This window comes from Bacillus cereus group sp. BfR-BA-01522 (assembly GCF_022662635.1).
Lineage (GTDB): Bacteria > Bacillota > Bacilli > Bacillales > Bacillaceae_G > Bacillus_A > Bacillus_A cytotoxicus.
Map to the genome: position 1 here is coordinate 113,196 of NZ_JAKUDY010000003.1, position 13,415 is coordinate 126,610.

Sequence of the window (13,415 nt, forward strand, 5' to 3'; positions counted from 1 at the left end):
TATGGGAGATTTAAAACAACAAATATGTGATTATATTGAAAGCCATGAAGAAGATAGTGCGAAACTATTAAAGCGATTGATTCAAGAAAAGAGTGTGTCTGGAAAAGAAAGTGGAGCGCAAGCAATCATAATTGAGAAGTTGCGTGAATTAGGATTAGATCTTGACATTTGGGAGCCGTCTTTTACAAAAATGAAAGATCATCCTTATTTTGTATCCCCAAGAACGAATTTTTCAGATAGTCCTAATATTGTAGCTACTTTAAAAGGAAGTGGCGGCGGAAAATCCATGATTTTAAATGGACATATTGACGTTGTACCAGAGGGAGATGTGAACCAGTGGGATTATCCTCCTTATAGTGGTGAAAGAATTGGAAATCGTATATATGGTCGTGGAACGACGGATATGAAGGGGGGGAATGTTGCTTTAATACTTGCAATGGAAGCGATTATTAAGAATGACATTGTATTAAAGGGAGATATTTATTTTCAAAGTGTAATAGAAGAGGAGAGCGGTGGTGCAGGAAGTTTAGCAGCTATTTTAAGAGGATATAAAGCTGACGGGGTCATTATTCCAGAACCAACAAATATGAAGTTCTTCCCAAAACAGCAAGGATCGATGTGGTTTCGACTACATGTGAAAGGGAAAGCTGCACATGGTGGGACTCGTTATGAAGGAATCAGCGCAATTGAAAAAAGTATAATTGTGGTTGAGCATGTAAAAGAATTAGAACAAAAGAGAAATGACCGAATAACAGACCCACTTTATAAGGAAATTCCCATCCCAATTCCGATTAATATAGGGAAAATTGAAGGAGGAAGTTGGCCGAGTTCTGTACCAGATTCCTTAATATTAGAAGGAAGATGTGGAATTGCGCCGAATGAGACTATAGAGGCGGCAAAAGAAGAATTTGAAACTTGGATGCAACAATTAAAGGATAAGGATGTATGGTTTAGAGATCATCCTGTAGAAGTAGAATGGTTTGGAGCAAGATGGGTGCCGGGTGAATTAGATGAGAAGCATCCGCTCATTACAGCACTTCAAAATAATTTTGTGCAAATTGAAGGGAAAAATCCAATTATAGAAGCATCGCCATGGGGAACAGATGGTGGATTATTTACTCAAATTGTAGATGTACCGACGATTATATTTGGGCCAGGAGAAACGAAGGTAGCGCATTATCCAAATGAATACATTGAAGTAGATAAAATGATTGCCGCTGCAAAAATCATTGCATGTACATTATTAGATTGGTGTGAGGTGAAAAGATGAACTATTATGAATCATTTAAAGAACAGACAAAGTATTATACTGTAGAAGGAGTATTGGACTATTTTAACAAGCGAGTGCGAGTTGATCATTACACAGGCAATGTAGAATATATAAGACAAACAATCGAAGAATTGGCCAAGAAGCATTCTTTCACTAAATGTATTATAAAAGGAAAGGGAGAGCATGTTTCGGCGTGGCTCTCTTTTGGCTTTTTATTAGAAGCAACAATTCCTCATTATTTTCAAGGTCACGATGCTTATTTCTTGGTGAAGTATTTACGGAATGAAAGAAGAAATAGTATCGAATGGGAAAATGAAGATCAAATTTTAAATGGTGTGAGGGAAAAAAGGGGAGTGGATAAACAAGTTCCAACCACATTTATATTGCGGAAGGCAACAGAAGATGATGCAGAACAGTTAGCAAATGTATTCGGAAGAGTTTTTGAAATTTATCCAACACCATTAAATCAAGTAGACTATGTGAAACAAACAATGAAAGAAGACACCATTTATTATGTATATGAATTAGAAGGGAAAATCGTTAGCACTGCTTCAGCAGAGATGAATGTGAAAGAAGGGAATGCAGAACTAACAAATTGTGCGACTTTACCTGAGTATCGAAAACATGGTTTTATGAAAAGCTTACTTGTTCAATTAGAAGAAGAACTGCGAGATCGAGCAATCTTTTGTTCTTATACAATTGCACGCTCGCTTTCATTTGGAATGAATGCGGCTTTTCATCAGTTAGGCTATACGTATACAGGGAGACTTGCTAATAACTGTTATATTTTTGATAAATTAGAAGATATGAATGTATGGGTAAAAGATTTATCCCGCATTAACGGGCAGTAAGACTCCCACCTCAAGGTTCAAAGAGTAGCAAGGAAGTAGGGCTGCCCGTAAAAGCCCGATTGGTGAGGGATGAAGAAAATCCCCACTGATTAAAGTTTCACTTTATCCAGTTATTGATAGGTAGTAAGATTCGGAGAGAAATACGTGGGAGCAGAGCTTGTCCCTAAACGACTGATTCGTAAAAGCGAATCATACTGAATAAAGTTTTACTTTATTCAGTATGAATGATGAAACAAATAACGAATGTAGAGAAGGAACAATAGAATGAGATCTCAATGCTTATAATCGCACATAGAGGCGCCAACAATTCGGCGTGTAATATGCTGAATTGTTGGCAAGAGGGGGGATGACATTGCTAGCTGTTTCTACACAAGAAGTCATTGAAGCGATTTTGAGCAGTATTGATGAAGCAATTCATGCTGTAGATGAAAATGGAATTACCATTTTTTATAATGATGTTGCAGCGAAACATGATGGTTCAAAAATTGAGAATGTACTCGGAAAGCATTTATTAGAGGCATTTCCATCGTTATCTCGAGAAACGAGTACACTTATGAAAGTTTTACATACAAAAAAGCCTATCGTTCATCAAGTGCAGCGTTATCAAAATTTAAAAGGTGAGGATGTATGTACGGTTAATACGACTTTACCTATTTTCATAGAAGGAAGTATTGCTGGAGCGGTTGAAATCGCAAAGGATTATACAACGATTCAAAAATTGACAGATACAATTGTTGATTTACAGTCAAAAATGAAGCGTTCTTCTAAACGAAAAATAACGAAAAAACATATTGCGTTTAATACAATCGTGACGAATGACACTCGCTTTCGTCAAACGAAAGAGTTAGCACAAAAGGTAGCTCCAACAGATGCCAATGTTTTAATATACGGCGAAACAGGCACAGGAAAAGAATTATTTGTTCAGGCAATTCATGAAGCTTCAAAAAGAAAAAACAAACCGTTTATTGCACAAAATTGTGCAGCGCTCCCAGAATCACTGTTAGAAAGTTTATTATTTGGAACGACAAAAGGTAGTTATACGGGAGCTATTGAGCGTGCGGGGTTATTTGAGCTTGCAGATGGAGGGACATTATTTTTAGATGAGTTAAACTCGATGCCCCTTGATCTGCAAGCAAAAATGCTTCGCGTTTTAGAAGACGGGGTCATACGCCGAATAGGTGATAATAAGACAAGAAAAGTAGATGTACGTGTCATTACTGCAATGAATCAGCCTCCAGAAGTCTGCTTGCGCGAAAATAAGATTCGTACGGATTTGTATTATAGATTGAATGTATTCTCTCTCTATATTCCACCACTTCGTGAGCGAATAGAAGATGTTTTACTGCTGGCATCTTATTTTTTAAAACAATATAACAAGGAATATAAAAAGGCTGTATTTGAGATTAACGATGATGCAAAAGAGAGATTATTATCGTATCATTGGCCAGGAAATGTAAGAGAACTAAAGCATACGATTGAACATGCTGTGATTCTTGCAGAAGGGCATTCGCTAACAGCTTGTTGTTTACCCCGAATATTCCAGAAAGAAAACAGGCAGGAGAAGAAAAAGATATTGCCTTTACGCGAGGCGTTGTCTCAAATGGAGAAGGAATTAATTCATCAAGCTCTAATAGAAACGGAGGGGAATATATTACAAGCTGCTAAATTACTTAGTATTCCAAGACAAACTTTGCAGTATAAGTTAAATAAATATAAAAAAAACGCCGAATAATCGGCGTTTTTATGTGTTTGCACCAATAAAAGAGCGTTTACATATACAAAAAGTAACAGGAATCATGGTGAGCGATTATTGTATCTACATGTAAAAAAACGATTTTTCCTATATATGATAAGGAATCTTATAATACTGCTTATCAAAATTGTGAAGTTGGCATAATTATTGCTTATATAAAAAGTGAGCGTAAAAAAAGGGGGAATAGCAATGTTACACGATGTATATAAACCAAATCGTCATTGGAAAGAAATTGAATTGTGGAAAGACGTGACAGAAGAACAATGGAATGATTGGGTTTGGCAATTAACGAATACGATTAAAACGTTAGATGATTTAAAGAAAGTCATAAATTTAACACCAGAAGAAGAAGAAGGTGTTAAAATTTCAACAAAAACGATTCCGCTAAATATTACACCGTACTATGCTTCGCTTATGAATCCCGATGATCCGCGCTGTCCGATTCGAATGCAATCTGTACCGATTTCGGAAGAATTATATAAAACAAAGTATGATTTGGAAGATCCGCTACATGAAGATGAAGATTCACCAGTTCCTGGTTTAACGCATCGCTATCCAGATCGTGTCCTATTTCTTGTAACAAATCAATGCTCCATGTATTGCCGTTATTGTACACGCCGTCGCTTTAGTGGACAAATCGGCATGGGCGTACCAAAAAAACAATTAGATGAAGCAATTGCTTATATTCGTGAAACACCGCAAGTACGAGACGTTTTAATTTCTGGCGGTGATGGACTCCTTATTAATGATAAAATTTTGGAATATGTATTAAAGAATTTACGAGCAATTCCGCATGTAGAAATTATTCGCATCGGAACAAGGGCGCCAGTTGTATTCCCGCAACGTATTACAGAAAATCTATGTAATATTATGAAAAAATATCACCCAGTATGGCTAAATACACATTTTAATACTTCGATTGAAATTACTGAAGAGTCTAAATTAGCATGTGAAATGCTTGCAAATGCAGGCGTTCCAGTTGGGAACCAAGCGGTTATTTTAGCAGGAATTAACGATAGCGTCCCAATTATGAAAAAACTCATGCACGATTTAGTGAAAATTCGAGTTCGTCCATATTATATTTATCAGTGTGATTTATCGGAAGGGATTGGTCATTTCCGTGCGCCAGTATCTAAAGGCTTAGAGATTATTGAAGGACTGCGCGGACATACGTCTGGTTATGCAGTGCCAACGTTTGTTGTAGATGCTCCAGGCGGAGGCGGTAAAATTGCGCTTCAGCCAAACTATTTAATCTCACAAAGTGCGGATAAAGTTGTACTCCGCAACTTTGAAGGGGTGATTACAACATATCCAGAACCAGAAAATTATGTGCCAGGAAGAGCGGAAGGGTACTTTAAAGAAATTTATCCAACATATGAAGAGAAGCGGTCTGATATTGGTGTAGCAGCATTAATGAGCGATAAGAAATTCAACCTCGTACCGGATGACCTGCAGCGTATGAATCGCCGAAAAGACTATGAAATGAACGAAACGCATTCATCCTTAAAGGATAAACGTGAAAAGCGCGATCAACTGAAAGATAAAAAATATAAAGCGCAAATGAAAAAACTAGAAGCTGATGAAAAAGCTGAAGGTGATGCAGTATGAATTGTATGTGGTGTGAAAGTAAAGAAGCAATAGAAAGTGTAAATACTGTATATTGGGAGTTGCCGGATGGTACAAAGGCAATTGAAATCCAAAAAACACCGTGTATTTCTTGTTCTTCGTGTGGAATGGAATATCAACCTGATCATATCGTGAAAGAAATTGAAGATCAGTTGTTTCTGATTTATACAAAAGATTTGCCAAAGCAACTGACTTATGAGGAACTAATGGAGCGTCCGCGTTTACTAAAGAAAAATTATTTTGATTTTTAACCAGCTGTTATGCTGGTTTTTTTCTTTTCTCCCTTGTATAATGTACCCAAGTTAGAAAGGTAGGGAATATTTTTGAAGAAAACATTTTACCATTATATGATGAAACACCGTGCGCCATTGGTTAAAAATGAAATATCTGATTTGGCAGAAGCAATCTACGATGATTTAAGTTTTCCAAAGCAATCAGAAGATTATCATGAAATTAGTTCATACTTAGAATGCAGTGGATTAATAGAAAGTATGTCTATCTTTGATAAGGCATGGGATTTGTATTTACAAGAAAGATAGCTAGCATAATATGGTATGTAAACATACATCGCTTTATAAAAAGTGATGTATTTTTTTTATGAAAAAATTTTTTTGAATATACGCTTATGTGATAAGCGTTTTTATATCGTTCGCATATACTGTTATCAAAATCACGACTCTAAAAAGGAGAGATATAGATGTCAAGAAAAAAACAACCTAAATATAATGTCGGAGATATAGTCGTGATTACGCTATATGGAACCGTGGGTAAAATTACAAATACTAATTTTCTATTTTTAACCAAGGGATATTATGTTATTATTTCTAATATATGTAATAAGGGGTGTGGGCAATGGGATTAGCTGCAATTTATTTACGTTTATCAAGAAACGAAGAGCAGTTAAACATAGACGAGATTTTATTAAATCATCGAAACGCCTTAACTAAACTTGCAAAACAACAAAAATTAACCTATGACATTTATCAAGAAATCTCAAGTGGAGTAAATATGGAAAGACCGCAACTAAATTTATTGTTAAGCAGATTAGATGATTATGACGCTCTTCTTGTAATGGATATAGACAGAATTTCACGTGACAACGCTCATGCTGAAGAAATTAAGAAGATGTTGATTATACACGATATTAAAATTTTGACTCCCCAAGGTGCAATTGATTTATCACAGGAAAGTAATGAAATGCTTTTCTCCTTCCAAGCAATGATGGCGAACTTTGAATATAAACAAATTCGTAAAAGATTGGGAAGAGGACGATTAGCGGCAGCCGAGCAAGGGAAATGGACAATGAGTAACAGAGTCCCTCTAGGTTATAAAAAGAACGAAGAAAAGCGGTTAGAAGTAGTTGAAGAGGAAGCTAAAATCATTCGATTTATTTTTCAAAAGACATTAGAACGAGTTAGCGCAAACGAAATTGCAAAGCAGTTAGATATACTTGGATGGAGAAGTAGACAAGGTAAGGTATTAACTTCAGCACATATATCAAATATGCGAAGAAATGTTGTTTATTATGGAGTTGTAAAAGCATGTAGGAAAGTAAATGGTAGGGTTGTTGATAAAGTGTTTGTTGAAAATGCTCATGAACCCATTGTGAGTAAACAGATATTTTTTGAGGTTCAAAAAATATTGGAAGAAAATTCGACAGGAAATTTCTTTAATAAAAGAAAAGTGACTAGGAAGCTACAAAATCTTATTTATTGTAATTGTTGTGGTAGAAAAAGATACATACAATTCGATGGAAATGGTGTTGATTATATAAAATCATGTATCTATAAAGTTGATAATAATAAATGTAGAGATCGAGGATACAAATATGAACCAATTGAACAATTTGTATTACAAAAAGTTAAAGAAAAGAAACCAGATTTTGAACAAGAGCTGCAAATGTTGAAATCACTTGATACGATAGAGATAGAAAAGAAACTATTCATTCAACGAGAGTCATTAGAGAAACAAATAACGAGATTTAATAAACGTCAACGGAATCTTAAAGAAATGCGGATGGATGGGGAGATTACAAAATCCGAGTTTTATGAAATGCGTGAAGAAAACGAAGAACAAATCAAACAAGTTAAGCAACAAATGGAGCTCATTGATGTTAAACTTGAGAATTTATCAAATATGGATGAAGAACAAGCAAGATTGCAAGATGCGATTAAAAAGTTAGATAAATTAGAAGAGCTTAATGCAGAAGCATGTAACACGTTTTTGAAGAAGTTTATAAAGAAGGTATGGTTCAGTAGTAATACAGAAGCGAATCATGACACAACAAGATCAAGAGAAGGCGCTACAATAGAAATTGAGTGGCTATAAGCTGATAAGGTTCAGAATGGTTCCTAGAAAGTCTTATCAGGCTAACTGTTGAAGTAAAATAGAAGGTTGGGGCATGAGTGCAGAGGACATTTTAAGACTTATTGAAGAAACTGATACTTATTTAAAGGATACTTATGGCATACGTTTAACATGTTATTTTAGTAATTAGATAGGCAGTTTGTACATATTGCGGCTCTAAAAATCAGAAAACAATTTCCAAATAGCTATAGAGCTAGGTATTGTGTTTTCCTTAAATCGTAGAAACGATAGTGTAGGTTTGATTCCAAAGCAATTTGGAATAGACCATTACAATCACAATGTCCTTTTTTATAAATCTGCTTATAATGATCCCATGAACTTTCAATTGTTATGTAAACCTTGCAATGGTAATGATTGAAGAAGGAAACTAATATAAAATATCAATTTTATTGTTTTGTTATCACCTCGGTATTAGAATGTCGAGGTGATTTTTTTATAACATATAAATTTAAAAGGGAACAGCAGGATACTCTTATAAATGTGCTAATTTTAAAGAGTACGCACGAAATAAATGGTTCAAAAAGGAAATACGAGAAAAATATCCATAAATAGGTAATTTTGATATAATATTCTTAGAATGAGATGTTAAAATGGAATTAGGAGAGATAACGGTGGCAAAGAAAATATTGATTGGGATGAGCTCAATTGTAGGGGTGGTTGCTCTTACAGTTGGGGTAACCTACGGAATGATTTATGTTGCACATAATCCAGTAAATAAGAAAACTAGTACTGAAGTAGATATAAGCGAATATAAAGAAGTTCCAAGAGAAAAAGAATCAATGACTGGTCAGATAGATGAAGTTTTTATGAATCTTCCTGTTACTGAAAGTTCTAATGAAGATGAAGTTATTAAAGCGATGCATCACATGACTCATCAAAAGGTAGTAGCAACTCAGAAATGGGGTGCTATCCCGATGTCTAAGAAAAATGCAGAGAAGATAAGAGACATTTTAAATAATAGTAACTTTGAAAAGAAAGAGGAATTTTTAGCAATCAATGAAAGATGGATAAACAGAGATTTTAGTAAAATTGTAGAAGACCATAATTACTTCTGGACTACTCAAGAAGGTAACGTTGGTAAAGCCACAGGAGTTATGGATGCAGTAGCAGAACAAACTTTTGTTTTGAATAATTTCGGAGAAGAAGTTACCCAAGATTTATTTAAACAAGGTGATCTTAAAGAAATAAAATAATAATTGATTATGAGAAAGCTTCCGTTAGGGAGGCTTTTTTAGTTTTGATTTACACTTTTCATTCTCTCGATAGAAAAATGATAAGGACAAAGAACACAGACAAAACGTCTCGCATATCATATCGGCAGAGGTGAGAGGTATCATGAATTTTAAATACAAAGAAATTGGAAAGTTTGATGCCCGTAAAGCAGCAAAAGCCCTCCTTGAATTGGCACAAGAAATAAAATTAGAGGATAAAAAAGAATGTAAAAGTGAAGATGAAAATGATAATGAGAAAGTAAGTTGAACCCGTACATATTTTGTGTGTACGGGTTTTTCTTTCTGATTTATAATGAATTATATAAAGGGGTGATACATATGAAGATGAACGAATATTCTGTTGATTTAGAGGGTGTAAAGAAGATGTTGGAACTTTACTCAAAATTAAAGGATACGGATATCTTCAAGGAATTTTATGAAGAAGAAAGCGAACCAATAAAAATAGAAAAATTAAAAATACTAATTTTCTATTTTTAACCAAGGGATATTATGTTATTATTTCTAATATATGTAATAAGGGGTGTGGGCAATGGGATTAGCTGCAATTTATTTACGTTTATCAAGAAACGAAGAGCAGTTAAACATAGACGAGATTTTATTAAATCATCGAAACGCCTTAACTAAACTTGCAAAACAACAAAAATTAACCTATGACATTTATCAAGAAATCTCAAGTGGAGTAAATATGGAAAGACCGCAACTAAATTTATTGTTAAGCAGATTAGATGATTATGACGCTCTTCTTGTAATGGATATAGACAGAATTTCACGTGACAACGCTCATGCTGAAGAAATTAAGAAGATGTTGATTATACACGATATTAAAATTTTGACTCCCCAAGGTGCAATTGATTTATCACAGGAAAGTAATGAAATGCTTTTCTCCTTCCAAGCAATGATGGCGAACTTTGAATATAAACAAATTCGTAAAAGATTGGGAAGAGGACGATTAGCGGCAGCCGAGCAAGGGAAATGGACAATGAGTAACAGAGTCCCTCTAGGTTATAAAAAGAACGAAGAAAAGCGGTTAGAAGTAGTTGAAGAGGAAGCTAAAATCATTCGATTTATTTTTCAAAAGACATTAGAACGAGTTAGCGCAAACGAAATTGCAAAGCAGTTAGATATACTTGGATGGAGAAGTAGACAAGGTAAGGTATTAACTTCAGCACATATATCAAATATGCGAAGAAATGTTGTTTATTATGGAGTTGTAAAAGCATGTAGGAAAGTAAATGGTAGGGTTGTTGATAAAGTGTTTGTTGAAAATGCTCATGAACCCATTGTGAGTAAACAGATATTTTTTGAGGTTCAAAAAATATTGGAAGAAAATTCGACAGGAAATTTCTTTAATAAAAGAAAAGTGACTAGGAAGCTACAAAATCTTATTTATTGTAATTGTTGTGGTAGAAAAAGATACATACAATTCGATGGAAATGGTGTTGATTATATAAAATCATGTATCTATAAAGTTGATAATAATAAATGTAGAGATCGAGGATACAAATATGAACCAATTGAACAATTTGTATTACAAAAAGTTAAAGAAAAGAAACCAGATTTTGAACAAGAGCTGCAAATGTTGAAATCACTTGATACGATAGAGATAGAAAAGAAACTATTCATTCAACGAGAGTCATTAGAGAAACAAATAACGAGATTTAATAAACGTCAACGGAATCTTAAAGAAATGCGGATGGATGGGGAGATTACAAAATCCGAGTTTTATGAAATGCGTGAAGAAAACGAAGAACAAATCAAACAAGTTAAGCAACAAATGGAGCTCATTGATGTTAAACTTGAGAATTTATCAAATATGGATGAAGAACAAGCAAGATTGCAAGATGCGATTAAAAAGTTAGATAAATTAGAAGAGCTTAATGCAGAAGCATGTAACACGTTTTTGAAGAAGTTTATAAAGAAGGTATGGTTCAGTAGTAATACAGAAGCGAATCATGACACAACAAGATCAAGAGAAGGCGCTACAATAGAAATTGAGTGGCTATAAGCTGATAAGGTTCAGAATGGTTCCTAGAAAGTCTTATCAGGCTAACTGTTGAAGTAAAATAGAAGGTTGGGGCATGAGTGCAGAGGACATTTTAAGACTTATTGAAGAAACTGATACTTATTTAAAGGATACTTATGGCATACGTTTAACATGTTATTTTAGTAATTAGATAGGCAGTTTGTACATATTGCGGCTCTAAAAATCAGAAAACAATTTCCAAATAGCTATAGAGCTAGGTATTGTGTTTTCCTTAAATCGTAGAAACGATAGTGTAGGTTTGATTCCAAAGCAATTTGGAATAGACCATTACAATCACAATGTCCTTTTTTATAAATCTGCTTATAATGATCCCATGAACTTTCAATTGTTATGTAAACCTTGCAATGGTAATGATTGAAGAAGGAAACTAATATAAAATATCAATTTTATTGTTTTGTTATCACCTCGGTATTAGAATGTCGAGGTGATTTTTTTATAACATATAAATTTAAAAGGGAACAGCAGGATACTCTTATAAATGTGCTAATTTTAAAGAGTACGCACGAAATAAATGGTTCAAAAAGGAAATACGAGAAAAATATCCATAAATAGGTAATTTTGATATAATATTCTTAGAATGAGATGTTAAAATGGAATTAGGAGAGATAACGGTGGCAAAGAAAATATTGATTGGGATGAGCTCAATTGTAGGGGTGGTTGCTCTTACAGTTGGGGTAACCTACGGAATGATTTATGTTGCACATAATCCAGTAAATAAGAAAACTAGTACTGAAGTAGATATAAGCGAATATAAAGAAGTTCCAAGAGAAAAAGAATCAATGACTGGTCAGATAGATGAAGTTTTTATGAATCTTCCTGTTACTGAAAGTTCTAATGAAGATGAAGTTATTAAAGCGATGCATCACATGACTCATCAAAAGGTAGTAGCAACTCAGAAATGGGGTGCTATCCCGATGTCTAAGAAAAATGCAGAGAAGATAAGAGACATTTTAAATAATAGTAACTTTGAAAAGAAAGAGGAATTTTTAGCAATCAATGAAAGATGGATAAACAGAGATTTTAGTAAAATTGTAGAAGACCATAATTACTTCTGGACTACTCAAGAAGGTAACGTTGGTAAAGCCACAGGAGTTATGGATGCAGTAGCAGAACAAACTTTTGTTTTGAATAATTTCGGAGAAGAAGTTACCCAAGATTTATTTAAACAAGGTGATCTTAAAGAAATAAAATAATAATTGATTATGAGAAAGCTTCCGTTAGGGAGGCTTTTTTAGTTTTGATTTACACTTTTCATTCTCTCGATAGAAAAATGATAAGGACAAAGAACACAGACAAAACGTCTCGCATATCATATCGGCAGAGGTGAGAGGTATCATGAATTTTAAATACAAAGAAATTGGAAAGTTTGATGCCCGTAAAGCAGCAAAAGCCCTCCTTGAATTGGCACAAGAAATAAAATTAGAGGATAAAAAAGAATGTAAAAGTGAAGATGAAAATGATAATGAGAAAGTAAGTTGAACCCGTACATATTTTGTGTGTACGGGTTTTTCTTTCTGATTTATAATGAATTATATAAAGGGGTGATACATATGAAGATGAACGAATATTCTGTTGATTTAGAGGGTGTAAAGAAGATGTTGGAACTTTACTCAAAATTAAAGGATACGGATATCTTCAAGGAATTTTATGAAGAAGAAAGCGAACCAATAAAAATAGAAAAATTAAAAATATGAAAATGCTAGACGGTGTATATGTATATGAAGTAAATAATCACGATGGATATTATGTGGAACAAACGCTTCAACATGTTACAGAGCAAGATGTGAAAAAAAATAAGACAGAGTGGATTGAGCTATGTTATCAGTTTACATTTGGAGATCTCGTGCAAGTTTCAGGATATGATCAAGATATTTTTCGTATTGTTGGATTTCGTACAGAAGTATGGAGATATAAAAATGATGCGTGGGAAGATACGATATATGAATTATCAAGAATTACAGATGGTGAGTGGTTAGAAGCGGATGAATCTGATTTAACACTACTTGCGAATGCCCAAACAGCAAATGCGATTTTAAAGAAAATGAAACAAGATAAAGCGGGAATGAATAAATTAGACTTAGAGAAATTGAAATCCATTAATAATTCAAAGAGAGTAAGTATTAAAACAAATAAGCAAGAAATTATTGATGGGTTATTAGATATTTATAACGATTATCAGTTATTATATGAAACTTTTCAAGATGAAGAGTATAAAATTGTGATGAATGTAATTCATAATTATCTAGTAAAATTAACAGAGAAAAAATAACGG

Annotated in this window: 16 protein-coding genes; all 16 read left to right on the forward strand. The window is 33.9% G+C overall.

From position 1 onward, the window contains the following. Window position 1: 1 nt before the first annotated feature. The 16 genes from MR059_RS05660 to MR059_RS05735 all read left to right on the forward strand — a co-directional run bounded on the left by MR059_RS05660 (window position 2) and on the right by MR059_RS05735 (window position 13,412). Window positions 2–1,270 carry a peptidase gene (locus MR059_RS05660; protein ID WP_012094174.1) on the forward strand — a complete coding sequence of 423 codons (1,269 nt, stop codon included), beginning with the start codon at window positions 2–4 and terminating at the stop codon, window positions 1,268–1,270. Beyond that, entirely contained in the window at window positions 1,267–2,121 is an 855-nt protein-coding gene (gene ablB, locus MR059_RS05665; RefSeq protein WP_012094175.1) for a putative beta-lysine N-acetyltransferase, read from the forward strand. Before MR059_RS05660 ends, ablB begins: the two co-directional genes overlap by 4 nt. 346 nt (window positions 2,122–2,467) lie before the next feature. Continuing rightward, a complete protein-coding gene (locus MR059_RS05670; RefSeq protein WP_012094176.1) occupies window positions 2,468–3,853 on the forward strand; it encodes a sigma-54 interaction domain-containing protein in 1,386 nt (461 codons plus the stop codon). Between the two features lie 210 nt (window positions 3,854–4,063). Further along, on the forward strand, window positions 4,064–5,482 hold the full coding sequence (gene kamA / locus MR059_RS05675; RefSeq protein WP_012094177.1) for a lysine 2,3-aminomutase: 1,419 nt from the start codon (window positions 4,064–4,066) through the stop codon (window positions 5,480–5,482). Continuing rightward, complete coding sequence (locus MR059_RS05680) at window positions 5,479–5,751, forward strand: YokU family protein (RefSeq protein WP_012094178.1); 273 nt, start codon at window positions 5,479–5,481, stop codon at window positions 5,749–5,751. The genes kamA and MR059_RS05680 overlap by 4 nt, the downstream gene beginning before the upstream one ends. Window positions 5,752–5,823: 72 nt before the next feature. Next, window positions 5,824–6,039, forward strand: a complete 216-nt coding sequence (locus tag MR059_RS05685) for a YozE family protein (RefSeq protein WP_012094179.1) — start codon at window positions 5,824–5,826, stop codon at window positions 6,037–6,039. Between the two features lie 158 nt (window positions 6,040–6,197). Beyond that, window positions 6,198–6,362: a hypothetical protein gene (locus tag MR059_RS05690; protein WP_164468625.1), complete on the forward strand. Its 165-nt coding sequence runs from the start codon at window positions 6,198–6,200 to the stop codon at window positions 6,360–6,362. Continuing rightward, window positions 6,353–7,828, forward strand: a complete 1,476-nt coding sequence (locus MR059_RS05695; protein WP_012094180.1) for a recombinase family protein — start codon at window positions 6,353–6,355, stop codon at window positions 7,826–7,828. The genes MR059_RS05690 and MR059_RS05695 overlap by 10 nt, the downstream gene beginning before the upstream one ends. Window positions 7,829–8,478: 650 nt before the next feature. After that, complete coding sequence (locus tag MR059_RS05700) at window positions 8,479–9,060, forward strand: PRK06770 family protein (RefSeq protein WP_041809688.1); 582 nt, start codon at window positions 8,479–8,481, stop codon at window positions 9,058–9,060. A gap of 142 nt (window positions 9,061–9,202) precedes the next feature. Further along, window positions 9,203–9,346, forward strand: a complete 144-nt coding sequence (locus tag MR059_RS05705; RefSeq protein ID WP_164468626.1) for a hypothetical protein — start codon at window positions 9,203–9,205, stop codon at window positions 9,344–9,346. Between the two features lie 71 nt (window positions 9,347–9,417). After that, window positions 9,418–9,576, forward strand: a complete 159-nt coding sequence (locus tag MR059_RS05710) for a hypothetical protein (RefSeq protein ID WP_242161619.1) — start codon at window positions 9,418–9,420, stop codon at window positions 9,574–9,576. A gap of 52 nt (window positions 9,577–9,628) precedes the next feature. Further along, the gene (locus MR059_RS05715; protein WP_012094180.1) at window positions 9,629–11,104 is read left to right on the forward strand and encodes a recombinase family protein; all 1,476 of its coding nucleotides are present in this window, start codon (window positions 9,629–9,631) and stop codon (window positions 11,102–11,104) included. A gap of 650 nt (window positions 11,105–11,754) precedes the next feature. Then, a complete protein-coding gene (locus MR059_RS05720; RefSeq protein WP_041809688.1) occupies window positions 11,755–12,336 on the forward strand; it encodes a PRK06770 family protein in 582 nt (193 codons plus the stop codon). Between the two features lie 142 nt (window positions 12,337–12,478). Continuing rightward, complete coding sequence (locus MR059_RS05725; RefSeq protein WP_164468626.1) at window positions 12,479–12,622, forward strand: hypothetical protein; 144 nt, start codon at window positions 12,479–12,481, stop codon at window positions 12,620–12,622. Between the two features lie 71 nt (window positions 12,623–12,693). Continuing rightward, the gene (locus MR059_RS05730; RefSeq protein WP_164468627.1) at window positions 12,694–12,837 is read left to right on the forward strand and encodes a hypothetical protein; all 144 of its coding nucleotides are present in this window, start codon (window positions 12,694–12,696) and stop codon (window positions 12,835–12,837) included. Next, window positions 12,834–13,412, forward strand: coding sequence for a hypothetical protein (locus MR059_RS05735; protein WP_012094183.1), 579 nt, complete (start codon window positions 12,834–12,836; stop codon window positions 13,410–13,412). Before MR059_RS05730 ends, MR059_RS05735 begins: the two co-directional genes overlap by 4 nt. Window positions 13,413–13,415: the final 3 nt, after the last annotated feature.